Origin of the sequence: Oceaniferula flava, assembly GCF_016811075.1 — a bacterium.
In the GTDB taxonomy this organism is placed as follows: Bacteria; Verrucomicrobiota; Verrucomicrobiia; order Verrucomicrobiales; family Akkermansiaceae; genus Oceaniferula; species Oceaniferula flava.
Genome location: NZ_JAFBGL010000008.1, coordinates 68,939 through 84,146 on the forward strand (window position 1 = coordinate 68,939; position 15,208 = coordinate 84,146).

The window sequence follows — 15,208 nt, forward strand, 5'->3', positions numbered from 1 at the left end:
CAAATGACGCTAGCCGCTCAGCCGCTCAGCCGTCAGATCCGTCCAATCAACCAATCAACCAATCAACCAATCAACCAATCAACCAATCAACCAATCAACCAATCAACCAATCAACCAATCATGTCAGACTCATGATTCTTATGAGTTTGAATGCGAATACCAGTAACTTAAGTTGTCCCTAATATGACCTTAACCCCTCGAGTTTCGCAACTTACATCATTCCGCTTCTTTCTGAACTGCTTCATAGTTATCGCCGTATGCCTGTGTTCTGCTGGTGAACTGGAAGCCCAAAAAGGTGGTAAAAAGAAAAAGCCAGCTACGAATGTCATTACCTCCATCAACAAGGAAACCACCGAATTTGTGGTCAATCGTAAGACTTACATCGCCTCCGACCGCGTGGTGATCAAAATCGACAACAAAAAGGCCGAATTCTCCGACCTCAAGGTAGGAATGACCACGATTGTTGCCTCACGTGTCGCTAATTACGGGAAAAAAGTAGGCACCAATACCTACGAGGCCCTCCGAATCTCGGCGATGACGTCGAAGAAAAAGAAAAAGTAACCACTGGGCGCAAACGTCAGTGCAATCATGCGACTGAGGCCCCCTCTCCGCTTAAATTTACTCAATACCCCCACAAAAAACGGCCGTGTTCCTCGTGAACATGGCCGTTTTGAGTGTAAGAATGCTTGATCCTGAGACGCTTACTTCACCAGCTTCTCGATCAGCTGGTTCATGCGTTTGGCCATCTGGTGTGGGTTTTCCAGCAGACCGGCGGCAAGCAGCGCGTTATCGGTCAGCTGCTGAGCCACTAGTTTGGCAGTGTCTTCATCTGAATCCACCAGCTTGGCCAGTCCGTGAATTACCTCATGGCGAGGGTTGATTTCCAGAGTCGCTTTGGTAGCGGGCATGTCTTGTCCCATCGACTGCATCATCGCACGCATTTGGGCGTTGGGCGCATCTTTGGGAGTCAGGGCGGCGACCGGGCTATCGATCAGTCGACCGGAGGCCTCCACTTTTTCGACGCGTTCACCAAGTTCCTTCTCGAGGAATTCGATCAGTTTCTCTGCGGATTTCTCGTCGAGCTCTTCGCCTTCGGTGGCGACGTCTTCGAGGTCGATTTCGCCACGGTCGGCAGAAACCAGTTTCTTGCCTTTGAACTCAGGCAGTGCCTCCATGACGTATTGATCGACTGGCTCGGTGAAGAAGCACACCTCCAGACCGCGGGCCTTGAAGGCTTCGAGGTATGGACCGCTCTCGATGGCGTCGCGTGACATGCCGGTGAGGTAGTAGATGTTCTCTTGCTCGTCCTTGGCGCGATCGATGTATTCCGCGAAGGAGGTCAGCTTTCCAGCCTCTTCCAGCGAACTCTCGAAACGTAACAGCCCGGCGAGTTGAGCCTGGTGCTCATAGCTGGTGGCGATCCCTTCTTTCAGGAAACGGCTGAACTTCTTGTAGAAATCCAGGTAGTCCTCGCTGTTGTTCTTGGCCTCTTTCTCGAGGAACTTGAGGTAGCGTTTGGTGATCAGTCCGTTGAGTTTCTGCACCAGAGCGCTGTCCTGCATTGATTCGCGAGAGATGTTCAGCGGCAGGTCTTCGCTGTCGATGACACCGCGAAGGAAGCGCAGCCACTCAGGCAGCAGCTTTTCCGGTTTGGCATCGATCAGCACCTTGCGGCAGTAGAGCGACACCCCGGCTTCCATCTGGCCCATGCCAAATTGCTCGGTGTTTTCCGTCGGTGTGAACAGCAGTGCGTTGATGGTCAGAGGCGCGTCCGCACTGAAGTGCATGGTGTAGCGAGGATCATCGAAGGCGTGAGCGGTGAACTTGTAGAACTCGTTGTATTGCTCCTCGGTGATTTCAGATTTACTTTTCAGCCAAAGCGCCTCGACGGTGTTGATGTGCTCGCCGTTGAGTTTGATTGGGAAGGAAACAAAATTGGAGTATTTCTCAAGGATCCCTTTGATGCGGGCTTCCTGGGAGAACTCTTCCATGTCGTCTTTCAGGTAGACGACGATTGAGCAGCCGCGTTTGGCGTCGGAATTTTCATCGATGCTGTAACCGGTGGCGCCGTCACTGCTCCAGGTGTGACCATCCGTGCCGTTTTCCCAGGAATGGGTGTGCACTTCCACTTTATAAGCGGCCATGAAGGCGGAGTAGAAACCGACACCGAACTGACCGATGACATCGGCATTATTGTCCCCTTGCTCTTTCATTTTCTCAAGGAATGCCTTGGTGCCTGAGTGAGCGATGGTGCCGAGGTTCTCGACCAGTTCGTCCTTGTTCATGCCGATGCCGCTGTCGGAAATCGTCAGCGTCTTGGCTTCTTCATCGGTGGTGATTTCGATCGCCAGTTCACGGTCGGCCTTGAAAACATCTTTTTCGGTGAGCGACTTCAGGCGCATTTTTTCCAACGCATCGGAAGCATTGGAAACCAGCTCGCGGACAAAGATTTCCTTATCGGTGTAAAGTGAGTGGATGACGATGTCGAGGAGCTGACGGACCTCCGCCTGGAATGAGTGGGTATGTTCTTCTGTAGCTGTAGACATGGTGTTTTTTGATAGATGATTGGATGATGTCAGGAAACTGTCATGCCCGGATGGGGCGTTGCCTGTTTCCTGTGCGCGGGAAAATAGCCAGACTCCCCCTCCCTGCAAGAGAAAATGCCTGATCCAGCCAGCCACTGTCAGCACCAGACACAAAAAACCTTCACCCCGGATCGCGGAGTGAAGGTTGATTGGAAATAAAGGTGCGGTCCGTGGGCTTAACCCACATTGACAGAAGCACTCGCGCCACCGGCAGCGACATTGAAGATGATGCCCAGTACCCAGCAGATGCTCCAGATCAGCATGATTTTCTGATGGTTATGCTTTTTCGCATTCATCCAGCCCCAAATGAAGGCCCACAGAGGGCAGATGATACCGAGGATGGCGAGGCCGATGTTCTCGTTTTGGAACATCTTAATAAGGGTCATGATCCAGCAAGCCAAGGAGGCCAAGCCAGTGATAATAGCTAAAATAAACAGGAAGGACATGATGAATAGTGGTTTGTGAGGTTATTATAAATGCTCCGTTCAGCAAGAAACAGTCCTGTTATACGGCGCTTTTTAAACCCTAGTTTGAAATTATGTTCCGAGTCAATGCATAAATGAGTAAGAGGATCCCCAAAACCAACGGCCACTGGGTCACCCGCTCGCTGGTTCGCACCCAATTGAGAAATTGCCCGCGGCGCGGCTCCGGTAAGATCAACCCCACGGCTACAGAGACCCAAAAGAGCATAAAGACCGGTGCAAACCAATGAGCATTGAAAGCCCCGTCCCAGCGACCTTGCAGGAGCAATTTGGTGCTAGTGGTCAGTCCACAGCCCGGACATCGCCAATCGCTGAGTTCTCGAACCGGGCAGGTAGCCACCCGGATACCCAAACTGGAAAGGCCGAAGTAAACCAGCCCCCCAATCAGCATGGCCCAGCCGAGGCGTCGGTTCTCAAGCAAGACCGAGAGCAAACGCACCCGCGGTTTTTTACGGCTGCGGCCATCCTCACCGGGTTTCGATTTCATGGCTGCGGCTGGGGTTGGTCGGGTTGCTTTTATTCTTGTGGCGAGGTGCTGCTCAGCGAGGCATCGCGCCAGATCTGCCGGCTTCCATTGGAGCGGGCATCGTTTTTCTCAAACTTACCAATCGTCACTCCAAGATGAGTCAGGATTCCCGACTCCTGATTGCCCATAGCCACGTTATTGGTAACATCCGCACTGGTTTTTTCTCCGCGAACGACGATGCCGCTGAGCAGATTACCATCGCAGCGATTCGCCTGCACCAGCGCCTTGGCTCCATCGGAAATGAGGATGCCGGCTTCGCGGTTTTTCGAACAAATACTGCCCGCAATGGTCACCTGCACCGCCGGGCTCATTGCGAGGATACCGCAGAGCCCGTTCTGGGTCATCTTACACTTGCTGACGACGCCCCCCCCCCCCTGCCAGAACGCCAATCCGTGTTGAATATTGTTCGTGCTCTGGGTGTTGCGCAGGGTCACTTGGCTGTCTTGACCATAGACAGAAATTCCATCCCAGCCGCATTCGCTGATTTCGCAGCTGGTAATTGTGGCTTTCGCACCATCAAACACCGCAATACCGTGGCCAGCGGAATGGGTAACACTGCAGGCGGCAAGAGTAACGTCCTGAGCCATAACGGTGATGCCGGAAAAGCGATCGCCTCCGTGGTCGAACCCTTCATGCACCAAGGTTAAGCCACTGATCAGGCTGCCTTTGGCTGTTGGGTGAATGGTGATCAGAGATGCTTGATCCGCAGGCATCTGCAGAATTGTTTTTCCATCGGCGGATCCCTCAAGTCGCACCGGTTGGTGAATCTCGAGCGATTCCTTGTAGGTGCCGGGAGAAATGCGGATCAGATCGCGTGGTCGGGCCCCTTCGAGGGCGGCGGCAATCGTGGCGTAGTCACCCGGAACTTTGATAGCGCGGGTGTAGGCGCTCATCTTGCTGTGTAGGTTGGAGATTTCGCTGTTGCTTGGGTCTAACTTGCGAGCTTCCACCAAGTAAGCCATCGCCTCGGCGTTAAACTCGCCAGTATCGAGCTTCTTGGCTTTTTCCATCAAGGACAGTGCCTTCGCCTGATTCGCTCGGATGGTGGCACTGACCCGATCCACCTTTCGAACAAAATCTGGCAGCTGTTGATTCTTCGGATCGATTTTGCGTAGCTCGGCAATGGCTTGGCGCGCTTCTGCCATCTTACCGGCATCCACAGCGGCGGTGACAGCTTCCATTTTCAGCGCCACATCGTGCTCGTGTCTACCAGCGGCGATCAATTCCAACTTCGTCTTGGCAGTGGTATTTTCCGGATCAATTTTCAACACCGACAACGCCAGCCGCTCCGCTTCGTCCCAGCGTTCGGCCTCAAGCGCCGCTTGGCTTTCGCCCAGCGAGTAGAACAACTGCTGGTTGCGTTCCTCGAGCTTACCAAGGCGGATCGACTCCATACCCTCCACAGCGACTGAAGAGCCAGGCTCCAGGGTGAGGATTTCCTTATAGGCGGATTCCGCCTCGGACCATTTGCGTTTACTCACTGCTGCCCGTCCAAGGCTGGATAAGTAGGTAGTGCGTTGTTTCAGCTCGGCGTCGATATTCCACTGGCGTTGATACCAATTATACCCCCACCAGCCACAGGCACTGAGCGCGCCGATGAGCATCAGCACTACCACAAAATCGGTATTGGGACGGAGGCGTTTCCTTCCCGCCACTACCTTGACGGCGGCGGTGTATTCCAGCAGCTCTTGCTCATAACGATATCTGAGCTCGGGGCTGGGAGCATTTTCCATCAGGTCCTTCTTGTAGGCAACCGTCTCCTCAAAGGTCGGGATGAACGAGCGAGGGTCGTCCCCTGGATCAAGTCCGAGGATTTTGCGAGCATCCGTATTCTTCATGTGGGTAGCGGAAAAAGGGGTGATTCGGATAAGGGGCGCGACTAGTCGCTGAAGCGCTGCACAATGGGCATGCGGCGCCCCATGCCGAAGGCTTTGGAAGTGACCCTAAGGCCTGGAGCAGCCTGAAATCTCTTCCACTCGTTCAAGTCTACCCGACGTTGCACCCAGCGGACAAGGTTTTCATCGAAACCGTGACCGTCAATGATCTCGGCGGCGGAGAGATGTTGCTCGACGTAAAGCTCGAGGATGGCGTCCAAGGTCTCGTATGGTGGCAGCGTGTCCTGATCTTTTTGGTCGGGACGAAGCTCGGCGCTCGGCGGCTTTTCAATGGTATCCCAAGGGATGATTTCCTTATCGCGGTTGATCCAGCGTGAGAGTGCGTAGACCTGCATCTTCGGCAAATCGCTGATCACGGCCAGACCGCCACACATGTCGCCATACATCGTGCAGTAGCCCACCGCGAGTTCACTTTTATTGCCGGTGGTCAGGAGCAATCGACCCGATTTATTCGAGAGTGACATTAGAAATAGACCACGGATCCGCGCCTGCATGTTCTCCTCGGTCACGTCTTCTGGTTGGTCTCCAAAAACCGGAGCCATGGCCGACTTGACCTGCTCGAAGGTCTCGGCAATCGGCACCGTGTCGCAGGTCATTCCCAAAGCTTTAGCCAGCTCGACCGAGTGATCGACACTGCCACCGGAGGAAAATTGGCTGGGCATCGTCAGCCCGTGGACATTTTCCGCCCCCAGCGCATCGCAGGCAAGCGCGGCGGTGAGCGCGGAGTCGATCCCTCCGCTCAGCCCGAGGCAAGCGGTGGTAAAGCCGCACTTGTGAGCATAATCGCGCAGGCCGAGCACCAGTGCTTGGTAGTTTTCCTCTTCCTCGCAGGTGTCTGCCGGTTGGTGCTCGTCGCTACCAGTCTGGGCGAGATCCACCACCCGACACTCCTCGGCGAAGGCAGAGAGAGCTGCGAGAGGTCGTCCTTGTGCGTCCACCGCCAGGGAATTGCCATCAAAAATCAGCTGATCATTGCCACCGATGCAATTGCAATACACCACCGGCACTTCCGCCTCCTTGGCCACTTCGGCCAGCATTTCCCAGCGACGTTGCGGTTTCCCCTGACTGAATGGCGAGGCGCTGAGGTTGAGAATCACATCGATCCCCTTGCCCTTCAGCTCCTCGGCCGGGTCGCGTTCATACAGTGGACGGTAGAGATAGTCTTCGGTCCAAATATCCTCGCAAATAGTGATGCCCAGGCGCTGACCGTTCCACTCGATAGGGTCGCAGCACTCGCCGGGCTCAAAATACCGTCGCTCATCGAAGACATCATACGATGGCAGCAGGGTTTTCCAGATCTTGTGCTTCACCTTGCCTTCATGGAGGAAGGCGGCGGCATTGCGGAAGGGTTTACCTACGGTCTCAGGCTCGCAGAAATCAACGTATCCCACCAGCATCGGCACCTCACCGACTTCATCGGCCAGATAGTCCAGCGCCTGCAGGCACTTCGGCACAAACTGCGACTTGAACAGCAGGTCCCGTGGCGGGTAGCCGACCAGTGCCAGCTCAGGCACGATCACAATCTCGGCACCCTTTTCCAGGCACTCGCGGTAAGCGGCCATGATCCGTTTGGCGTTGCCGGGGAAATCCCCCACAACGGCGTTGAGCTGAGCTATTCCAATCTTCATAGGTTGATGCGAGGTTTCTTAGACAAGTTTGCTGCGCAAATACAGCAAGGAGTGTGGGAAAATGGGACGGACGACTACCACAGGCCGTATTTGGCAAAGTGCAGGGCATACCAGCCCATGATCAGATTCGCCACTCCGTGCATCACCACGCAGGCCGTCAGACTCTTGGTCCGGACAGCGAGCCAATACATCAACGAGCCAAAAATGATCGCACCCAAGTAATCCACCGGCTGATGCACCAGCATGAAGGCACCGGTGGTGACCAGGTAGGAAATCCACGCCGGTTTGCCAAAGGGCACCTTCCAGTAGTCGCGATCCGGATCGAGCAGGAAGCGCATCAGAAACCCTCGCCAGAAGATCTCCTCGACCAGTGCCACGACCACCACGGCACGGAAAAAACGTAGAATCAACGAGGTCCAGTAAACCGCTTCATTGCCGCCAAACTTGTCGGCCAGGTCTTGCGGATTGAAACCTTCGGTCCGAGGCATCACGCCGAGATATTTCAGAATCCCCTCCTGTTTTCCTTCCAGGCCCATCCAGCTGTGAATTTGGGTGGGCAGGATCCAGAAGCCAATTCCAATCGCCCCCATCAACGCACCCAGCCACACATGCCGACTCCATTTCAACTCATAGTTTTTACGGAAAAATAGAAGCAATCCTATCGCAATCAATGACTGAATAGGATACATCCACTGCGCCGGGTAATGTCGCCACCAGGGAGCGTCCGGATGATTCCACTCGGGCCATCCGGTGAGCTGGTAAGGGACCAAAAGCAGCATGAACACCGCCAAGGGAGCCACGTGGGCCACCGTGCGGTCGGTTTTCAGCTGCTGAATATCCATGGTCGCGCGCTCGGAATGTTACAGAGTTTGGACAAAGCGTTCCATCCTCAGCATCGCCGTTTTCAGCTCCTCGAATGAGGTGGCGTAACAGCAACGCAAGAAGCCCTCACCGGCCTCACCGAAGGCATCCCCCGGCACTGCCGCCACGTCTTCCGCTTCGAGCAACCGCATGGCGAACTCCTGACTAGTCAGCCCGGTTTTACTGATGTCCGGGAAGACATAGAACGCCCCACCGGGAGAATGGCATTCGAGGCCGATTTCGTTCAGCCGTTTCACCAGGAAGTCGCGGCGCTGGTGGTAGCTCTCGCGCATTTCCAGCATCGCAGCCTCGCCATTTTCCAGAGCCTCCAGAGCGGCAGCTTGACTGGTGATCGGAGCACAGAGCATGGCATATTGATGGATTTTCATCATCGCCTCGATTAAGGGCTCGGGCGCGCAGGCGTAGCCGAGACGGAATCCGGTCATGGCAAAGGCCTTGGAGAAGCCATGAAGCAGAATCGTGCGTTCCTTCATGCCGGGCAGCGAAGCGATGGAGACGTGGTCGGCACCATCGTAACGAAGTTCGCAGTAGATCTCATCGCTGATGACAATCAAATCGTGTTTGATGCACAGGGCGGCGATCTTCTCCAACTCCTCTGGCGGCGTGACTGCGCCTGTGGGGTTGGTGGGAAAATTGAGCATCAGCACCCGTGTTTTGGGCGTGATAGCAGCCTCCAGCATCTCCGCTTTGAGCGCAAAGCCATCTTCTTTTTTGGTAGCCACATCCACCGGCACGCCATAGGCCAGACTGATGCTTGGCAAATAGGAAACATAACAAGGTGAGTGGAAGATCACCTCGTCGCCCGGGTTGAGCAAGGCGCGCAGGGCGAGATCGATGGCCTCCGAGACCCCCACAGTGACCAGCACCTCCGAGGATGCCTTGTAGTCGATGCGGAAAAAATCCTTCACATACTTGCCGATGGCCTTCCGCAGGCTCGGCAGACCGAGGTTCGAGGTGTAGCTGGTGTGGCCTTTTTCCAATGAGTAGATCGCCGCCTCACGAATGTGCCATGGTGTAGCAAAGTCAGGCTCCCCCACTCCGAGGGAGATAACATCATCGCGGCCCTGCACGAGTTCAAAGAAATCGCGGATGCCGGAGCGAGGAATAGAAGCAACCTGGTGGGAGATTTTGTCTGAATAGTCCATGAGCAAAGTTGATTAGGGCGTGACAGGCAAACGACCTTCCGGCTCTTCGGACTCGAAAATGAACCCCTTTTCCTTGTAGGCCTTGAGACGGAAGTGGGTAGCGGTCGACAGCACACCGTCGAGTGAGCTGAGTTTTTCCGACACAAACTGGGCCACTTCACGCAGGTCTTTGCCTTCGACCACCACCATCAGATCGTAGCCGCCGCTGGCGAGATAGCAGGAATCCACTTGATCAAAACGAGCCACCCGCTTGGCGAGTCGGTCAAAGCCGCCACCGCGCTCGGGCGTGACCTTGACTTCGATAAAGGCGGAGACACCGAAATCGGCCGTTTTCTCATCGTCGATCACTGCTTGGTAACCGCGAATGGTGCCGTCCTCTTCCCAGGCGGCAATCTGTTGGCTAACCTCCGCCGGAGTCAGGCTGAGCGCCTCGGCGAGTTCTTCATTGGTGTAACGGGCTTTGCGTTGCAGCAGTTTCAGTAATGGGTCGTTCATGAACTTTAGATAAGATAGGGTTTTTGAGGTTTTTTATGGAAGTTTGGGCACGATGATGAATTCACGTTTGTGGGCCGATTGGATATAGCCTTGGGCAGCCCAGGCATCGTAAGCGGCCCAACCTTGGGGGATCAGCTGACTGGTTCGGCCAAAGCGGTCGGCACTGCCGAGCACCACCACGATCAGATCACGCTTGCGAATTTGCGACCGCGTGGCATCGAGTTTGGTTACTACGGGAGAACGGTGGGAATTGGTAGCCAGACACTGGCCCGCGGCGGTGGTTAGTCCGGTTTTGATCCCGTTCACGCCTTGTTTACCGAGCAGCGTGTTGGTGTTGGCCACTTCGTAGGACAGATGACGTCCGTCTGATTTGGTCACCGAGATCTGGCGGGTCTTCTGTTTCACGTAAAATTGGAAACCGGTATCGCGCATGGCGTAGACACAGAGCCGGGCAATGTCCGCGGCGGATGAGTAAGCGCGCTGACGCGGCAGCTCCAAGCCGTGTGGATTGGCAAAACGGGTGCGTTTCATCTCGAGAGCCTTGGCCAGCTGATTCATCTCGGCGACAAAAGCCTGTTGGGGGTCGCCAGTGCGCCGACGGTGTGCGAGCAGCGCCCGGCCCACATGATCGGCAATGGTCATCGCGGCCACGTTATCGGAGCCAAGCAATGCGGAGTATGCCGCATCTCTCAGGGAAATCCGATCTCCGGGTGCCAGCCCCATCGGATTGGCTCCGCCGGGTGCCATGGCGCTGTTGGGCACCACCGCGAGGGTGGCCAGGCTGGCATTGGATGCTTCCGCCCAATCGAGCAGGACCTTGGCCGTGGCTATTTTGGTCAGACTGGCAACGGGACGCTTGGCTTCCGAGTTATGCGCGAGAAGCACCCGACCACTGTGCGCCTCCATCACAAGGTAGCTTTCTGCCGCGCTGAGCAAAGATGTCGCCATCGCGGCGAATCCGAGGATGAGAAGGTGCAAATGCTTGATCATAGAATGGTTCACTGGTCGTTCGGGGGGCGACTCTACCTAAGTCTTTACATCTGACAATAGCGGAATCTGTCCTTGTCATTTCGGCTTTCGCGACTAGGTTCCCTGCGGCAGCCACCTTATTTTATCATTCCCTATGGAGATGCACGCGTATCCGCTTCTGCCCCTCGGAAGCTCCCGCCCGTCAACCGCTCGGTTGACTCCTGGGACTTGTGGGCAACGTGCCTCTTTCCCCGCCCCGAACAGTCTATTTGAAGTGACGGCGGCGGATTTGGAATCTGCTATCAGGTGGCCTGACTCACAGCTCCGCGCCCAGGGCGCAGCAATACCCGCGGATCAGACCGCACCATCCATGCTCAACATGATGGCGAACACCATTGCCAGCCTGCCGGCGCGCTTATCAAAACCATCAACGACTTATTATAATGTCTCAAGAAAACAACACCAAGCCCCGCAACGAAGGGGGGCAAGGCCGCCAGGGCGGTCAAAACCCAAATCGTAACAGAAATCGCAACAGAAATCGTAACCGTAACCGGAATCGTAATAACAACGGCGACAACTCAAATAATCGTGGCGGCAACCAAGGCCAGCGCAGCAACCGTCCGCAGGGACAGAAAAAATCGGGCGGCCAGCAAGGACGCCAAAGTGGAGGTGGTCAACGCCGCCGCACACCAAAACCAGTGCCACTGACGCTCTGGGAGAAAATCCTCAAATTCTTCGGTCTCTACAAGGCTCCGACCCGTCCACCACGTCGTCAATCGACCGCCACACCTGCCCCTGAGAAAAAGGCAGCCAAGAACAACACCCGCGACGCCCGCAATAAAAACGGTAAGGGGGCGAAACCCAAAGGTCCAATCCCAGCCAAACCAGTCGAGGGTGATTTCCCAGTGGAAACTCCTCGCCTCTACCTCGGCAACCTCTCCTACGATGCTACCGAACACGACCTCGAGGATCTCTTCAAGGGCGTCGGCACCGTGCGTAAGGTGGAAATTGTCTACAACCGTCACACTCACCGCTCCAAAGGCTACGGCTTCTTGGAAATGCTCAGCGTGGACGAGGCCAAGCGCGCCGTCGAGGTGCTGCACGACCAACCGTTCATGGGCCGCGTGCTCGTGGTCAACGGAGCCAATTCAAAACCCAAGCCTAAGAACGACCAACCACGCTCACCAAAATCAGACGCCGCCCCCGCTGAATCCAGCGACGAGCCGGTAAAATCTGACAGCGAAGCTGCCGAGTAATCGCTCCAAGCTCACACTTCTTCAAAAACCCGCTTGCGAGTCACCCTCCAAGCGGGTTTTTTGGGTGCCCATCCCATCCTCATTCATCATTCCTGATCCCATCTACATCTGCGGCCCCACCGCTTCTGGCAAATCGGCCTTCGCCATCGAACTCGCCCAGCGACTCGATGGTGAGATCGTCAATGCCGATGCCTACCAACTCTACCGGGGACTGGAAATCATCTCCGCCGCCCCGGATGCCGCTGAACTCAGTCAGGCCGTGCACCATCTTTACGGCGTGCTCGATCCCTCGGAGACCTGCGATGCCATGCGCTACCGCGAGATGGCCCTGCCGGTGATCGCTGACATCCAGTCGCGGGAGAAAGTGCCCATCGTAACCGGTGGCTCAGGCATGTATCTCAAGTTTCTCACCCACGGCCCCTCCCCAGTGCCCTCTGGAGACGAGTTACTTCGGGCCGAATTGGATAAGGAGTCGGATGCCGAACTGGTCAGGCGACTCAGCGAGCTCGACCCCGAAGGCGCCGCGATGACCAATTTGAAAAACCGCCGCTATGTGATCCGGGCCCTGGAAATCTGCCTGCTCTCGGGGCGGAAGATGTCCGAGGTGAAAAGCGATTGGAAAAAGGCAGGTGAAGCCATCGAAAAAGACCTCCGTGGTGCCTACCTCCTCTGGGACCGTGAAACCCTTCGCCAGCGGATCAACCGCCGTGCGGAGATCATGTTAGACAGCGGAGCCATCGAAGAAGTTGCCGCACTCATCGACACCTCTATCACCTGTGAAAAAGCCATCGGAGTGCCACAGATCCGCTCCTACTTGGCAGGCGACTTGAGCCGCGACGAGTGCGCCGAACGCATCGCCGCCGCCACCCGACAATATGCCAAACGACAACGCACCTGGTTCGGTAAAGAAAGCTGGCTAACAGAGTGTCAGGTTGACGCGTCTGATCCGATCAGTCGCGTGGTCGATCGCTTTTGTGAAAGCTCCATCTAGATGGTCAATTTCCCTCATGTTGCGGCAAATTTCGTATCGGCGCCATTCAGGTTGATCTAACGGTTTCTAATCAGTTGATTGGCGACTATGAAATTCAAAGCCAGCCATTTGGGCACAGCAGCCCTTATCTCCTTCTCCCTGTCTAGCCATGCCGCTACGGTCATTGACAACGTCGACGCCGGTTTCACCGACCATGAAGCCAACGGATACGAACAAACAACCACCGCAGGAAAAGGCTTCAACGGTAGCGTTATCGTCAGCCCTTTTGTCATCGATGCACCTAATACCTATCTGTCATGGACCTTCACCGGCCTCGACACGACGCAGGTGTATGATGTCGCAGCCACTTGGAACTTGGTCTACCCCGGCGGCAACCATACCGCCGCGGCGAACTATCAGATCATTGGCAGCACCAGCATCGATGTTACGGTCTCGCATAAACTGGCCTCTACCGACGACTACGTGGAAGCCGACGAGAACAACGAAGATTTCAATTTCGAAATCCTCGGTCAGGTCATGCCCGATGCCAATGGCACGATTGTGCTCGAACTGCGCGATGAAGACGGTCTCGGCCTGGAAAGCCCTGTGGCGGACGCCGCCCTTGTGAACGCTGTCCCAGAACCTTCTTCTGCGCTCCTGCTTGTTGCTGGAGGGCTCTTGGCCATCGGCCGCCGCAAGCGCTAGTCTCAACGTTTCTGAGACTATAAATTTCTTTCGATCTTATAGTGGTTCCATCCTCCCTGCTTTGCTAGAAAACAGGGGTGGATGGAACCCTTTTATTTTTTGTCGTTTGCTTGGCTGCCGGATTGCTTGTCCTGGCACTGATATACAATGGCCATATCAATCGCCGCAACGCGGTGGATTACGCCTACGCCAGTATCGATGTGCAGCTGAAAAAACGTTGGGACCTGGTGCCTAACCTAGTGAGCTCGGTCAAAGCCTTCGCTCGGCATGAACGCGATCTGTTCGCGGACATTATCCAAGCTCGCCATGCGGCGGTCAGCAGTCATGACGCCTCCGCTCAGCGCTTCGCTCACGAGGCACAACTCGATACCCAACTGCCCCGCTTGGTCGCCGTGGCCGAGAGCTATCCGGAACTGAAATCCGATAAAGCATTTCTCAATCTTCAGCGCAATCTCACCGAGATTGAAGCTCAGATCGCAGCGGCTCGACGCGCCTACAATGCCTCGGTGATGGATTACAACAACGGAGTCGATATGTTCCCATCCAGTTTGGTCGCTGGCTTGTTCGGCTTTCAACGTCGCGAACATTTCATCACCGCGCCTGCCGAACGGTCCGCGCAATCAATCCATGTCTGAAAGCCCCCCACCTATTAACCGACTGCAACAACTCCCTGCCGATGCCCGGGTGTTGGCGGACGCGCTGGCGCCTGTGCTAACATCTCTCGAACAGGACAGACAAAAGAGGCTGGCACGTATCCGCCGAGGACACATACGCATCGTCATGGTGGCACTGATCGCTGTGGCCGTCAGTCTGCTGACTCTTGTGGTGTCGAAGCAAGTCGCCAGCTCCCCTCATAGCGATCTCAGCATCCTCGCATTCTTCCCTCTCGTTGCAGGATTGATCTATGGCTATATCGTCTACTTGCAGTTCATCTCCGGACATGCCAAGCGCTACAATGCGACTTACAAGGAACAAGTCATCGGAGGCCTAACACAACTTTTACAACCGAGGGTCAACTACGCACCGACACGTGGCATTTCCCAAATTGGCTTTGAAAATACCGGACTCTATGCGAGGAGGATCGATCGCTATCGCTGCGAAGACCTTTTTTTCGGCCACGTTGACAAAACGGAAATCTCTTTTTCAGAAATTCATGCGGAAGAAAAAAAACAGAGCACCAACAGCAAGGGGCACACCCAAACGAGCTGGCATACAATTTTTCAAGGGCTGATCTTCATCGCCGATTTCAACAAAGACTTTCAAAGCTGGGTCACGATCAAACCGGACTTCGCAGAGAGCACCTTCGGGTGGTTAGGCCGAAAAGTGCAAAATTTAAACTCCGACTTGGTGCGCTTGGAAAACCCGGACTTCGAACGCGCCTTTGTGGTCCACGGTGGTGACCAAGTGGAGGCGCGCTACATCCTCACTCCCGATATGCAGGAGCGACTACTCAAGTTGAGACAGGCCTACGGCGTAGATATCCGCTTGGCGCTGCACGAGTCCAAGCTGCACCTCACCGTGCCCAAGTCCGAGAACTGGTTTGAGCCGAAGATGAACCTAGCCGCTGGCAATCTCTCGCAGATGCAGACTTTTGCGAATCAAATGAGCTGGATCTATGGTATCGTTCATATGTTAGATTTAAACACGCGCATCTGGACTAAGGACTGAAT

The 15,208-nt window shown here is 55.3% G+C and carries 15 protein-coding genes; 6 read left to right on the forward strand and 9 right to left on the reverse strand.

Annotated elements, in window-relative coordinates:
- Positions 1-183: 183 nt before the first annotated feature.
- Positions 184-561 carry a hypothetical protein gene (locus JO972_RS12400; RefSeq protein WP_309490377.1) on the forward strand — a complete coding sequence of 126 codons (378 nt, stop codon included), beginning with the start codon at positions 184-186 and terminating at the stop codon, positions 559-561.
- A 140-nt stretch (positions 562-701) separates the two neighbouring features.
- Here JO972_RS12400 and htpG read toward each other — a convergent pair whose 3' ends face one another.
- From htpG to JO972_RS12445, 9 genes are all read right to left on the reverse strand, one after another.
- Positions 702-2,546: a molecular chaperone HtpG gene (htpG, locus tag JO972_RS12405; RefSeq protein ID WP_309490378.1), complete on the reverse strand. Its 1,845-nt coding sequence runs from the start codon at positions 2,544-2,546 to the stop codon at positions 702-704.
- A gap of 215 nt (positions 2,547-2,761) precedes the next feature.
- Complete coding sequence (locus JO972_RS12410; protein WP_309490379.1) at positions 2,762-3,031, reverse strand: hypothetical protein; 270 nt, start codon at positions 3,029-3,031, stop codon at positions 2,762-2,764.
- A 79-nt stretch (positions 3,032-3,110) separates the two neighbouring features.
- Positions 3,111-3,554, reverse strand: coding sequence for a DUF2752 domain-containing protein (locus JO972_RS12415; RefSeq protein ID WP_309490380.1), 444 nt, complete (start codon positions 3,552-3,554; stop codon positions 3,111-3,113).
- 29 nt (positions 3,555-3,583) lie between these two features.
- Positions 3,584-5,431 (reverse strand): right-handed parallel beta-helix repeat-containing protein, encoded by a 1,848-nt coding sequence (locus JO972_RS12420; protein ID WP_309490381.1) that lies wholly within the window; start codon positions 5,429-5,431, stop codon positions 3,584-3,586.
- Positions 5,432-5,472: 41 nt separating this feature from the next.
- Entirely contained in the window at positions 5,473-7,116 is a 1,644-nt protein-coding gene (locus tag JO972_RS12425) for an NAD+ synthase (protein WP_309490382.1), read from the reverse strand.
- A 74-nt stretch (positions 7,117-7,190) separates the two neighbouring features.
- The gene (locus JO972_RS12430; protein WP_309490383.1) at positions 7,191-7,958 is read right to left on the reverse strand and encodes a CAAX prenyl protease-related protein; all 768 of its coding nucleotides are present in this window, start codon (positions 7,956-7,958) and stop codon (positions 7,191-7,193) included.
- An 18-nt stretch (positions 7,959-7,976) separates the two neighbouring features.
- Positions 7,977-9,143 (reverse strand): aminotransferase class I/II-fold pyridoxal phosphate-dependent enzyme, encoded by a 1,167-nt coding sequence (locus tag JO972_RS12435; protein WP_309490384.1) that lies wholly within the window; start codon positions 9,141-9,143, stop codon positions 7,977-7,979.
- Positions 9,144-9,155: 12 nt separating this feature from the next.
- Positions 9,156-9,638: an Lrp/AsnC family transcriptional regulator gene (locus JO972_RS12440; protein ID WP_309490385.1), complete on the reverse strand. Its 483-nt coding sequence runs from the start codon at positions 9,636-9,638 to the stop codon at positions 9,156-9,158.
- A gap of 33 nt (positions 9,639-9,671) precedes the next feature.
- Positions 9,672-10,628, reverse strand: a complete 957-nt coding sequence (locus JO972_RS12445) for a D-alanyl-D-alanine carboxypeptidase family protein (RefSeq protein WP_309490386.1) — start codon at positions 10,626-10,628, stop codon at positions 9,672-9,674.
- A 422-nt stretch (positions 10,629-11,050) separates the two neighbouring features.
- On the opposite strand from JO972_RS12445, the gene JO972_RS12450 reads away from it, so the two are divergent.
- From JO972_RS12450 to JO972_RS12470, 5 genes are all read left to right on the forward strand, one after another.
- Positions 11,051-11,863 carry an RNA recognition motif domain-containing protein gene (locus JO972_RS12450; RefSeq protein WP_309490387.1) on the forward strand — a complete coding sequence of 271 codons (813 nt, stop codon included), beginning with the start codon at positions 11,051-11,053 and terminating at the stop codon, positions 11,861-11,863.
- 64 nt (positions 11,864-11,927) lie between these two features.
- The gene (gene miaA / locus JO972_RS12455; RefSeq protein WP_309490388.1) at positions 11,928-12,854 is read left to right on the forward strand and encodes a tRNA (adenosine(37)-N6)-dimethylallyltransferase MiaA; all 927 of its coding nucleotides are present in this window, start codon (positions 11,928-11,930) and stop codon (positions 12,852-12,854) included.
- Positions 12,855-12,941: 87 nt separating this feature from the next.
- Positions 12,942-13,538: a PEP-CTERM sorting domain-containing protein gene (locus JO972_RS12460; protein ID WP_309490389.1), complete on the forward strand. Its 597-nt coding sequence runs from the start codon at positions 12,942-12,944 to the stop codon at positions 13,536-13,538.
- Between the two features lie 110 nt (positions 13,539-13,648).
- Positions 13,649-14,173 (forward strand): LemA family protein, encoded by a 525-nt coding sequence (locus tag JO972_RS12465; RefSeq protein ID WP_309490390.1) that lies wholly within the window; start codon positions 13,649-13,651, stop codon positions 14,171-14,173.
- The gene (locus JO972_RS12470; protein ID WP_309490391.1) at positions 14,166-15,206 is read left to right on the forward strand and encodes a DUF3137 domain-containing protein; all 1,041 of its coding nucleotides are present in this window, start codon (positions 14,166-14,168) and stop codon (positions 15,204-15,206) included. Before JO972_RS12465 ends, JO972_RS12470 begins: the two co-directional genes overlap by 8 nt.
- The last annotated feature ends 2 nt before the right edge of the window (positions 15,207-15,208 follow it).

Bases quoted from the DNA above. Each gene is read 5' to 3' on its own strand.
- JO972_RS12470 (WP_309490391.1), top strand. From the start codon at position 14,166: ATGTCTGAAAGCCCCCCACCTATTAACCGACTGCAACAACTCCCTGCC.
- JO972_RS12435 (WP_309490384.1), bottom strand. From the start codon at position 9,143: ATGGACTATTCAGACAAAATCTCCCACCAGGTTGCTTCTATTCCTCGC.
- JO972_RS12415 (WP_309490380.1), bottom strand. From the start codon at position 3,554: ATGAAATCGAAACCCGGTGAGGATGGCCGCAGCCGTAAAAAACCGCGG.
- JO972_RS12440 (WP_309490385.1), bottom strand. From the start codon at position 9,638: ATGAACGACCCATTACTGAAACTGCTGCAACGCAAAGCCCGTTACACC.
- JO972_RS12450 (WP_309490387.1), top strand. From the start codon at position 11,051: ATGTCTCAAGAAAACAACACCAAGCCCCGCAACGAAGGGGGGCAAGGC.
- JO972_RS12410 (WP_309490379.1), bottom strand. From the start codon at position 3,031: ATGTCCTTCCTGTTTATTTTAGCTATTATCACTGGCTTGGCCTCCTTG.
- htpG (WP_309490378.1), bottom strand. From the start codon at position 2,546: ATGTCTACAGCTACAGAAGAACATACCCACTCATTCCAGGCGGAGGTC.
- JO972_RS12430 (WP_309490383.1), bottom strand. From the start codon at position 7,958: ATGGATATTCAGCAGCTGAAAACCGACCGCACGGTGGCCCACGTGGCT.
- JO972_RS12460 (WP_309490389.1), top strand. From the start codon at position 12,942: ATGAAATTCAAAGCCAGCCATTTGGGCACAGCAGCCCTTATCTCCTTC.
- JO972_RS12400 (WP_309490377.1), top strand. From the start codon at position 184: ATGACCTTAACCCCTCGAGTTTCGCAACTTACATCATTCCGCTTCTTT.
- JO972_RS12420 (WP_309490381.1), bottom strand. From the start codon at position 5,431: ATGAAGAATACGGATGCTCGCAAAATCCTCGGACTTGATCCAGGGGAC.
- JO972_RS12425 (WP_309490382.1), bottom strand. From the start codon at position 7,116: ATGAAGATTGGAATAGCTCAGCTCAACGCCGTTGTGGGGGATTTCCCC.
- JO972_RS12445 (WP_309490386.1), bottom strand. From the start codon at position 10,628: ATGATCAAGCATTTGCACCTTCTCATCCTCGGATTCGCCGCGATGGCG.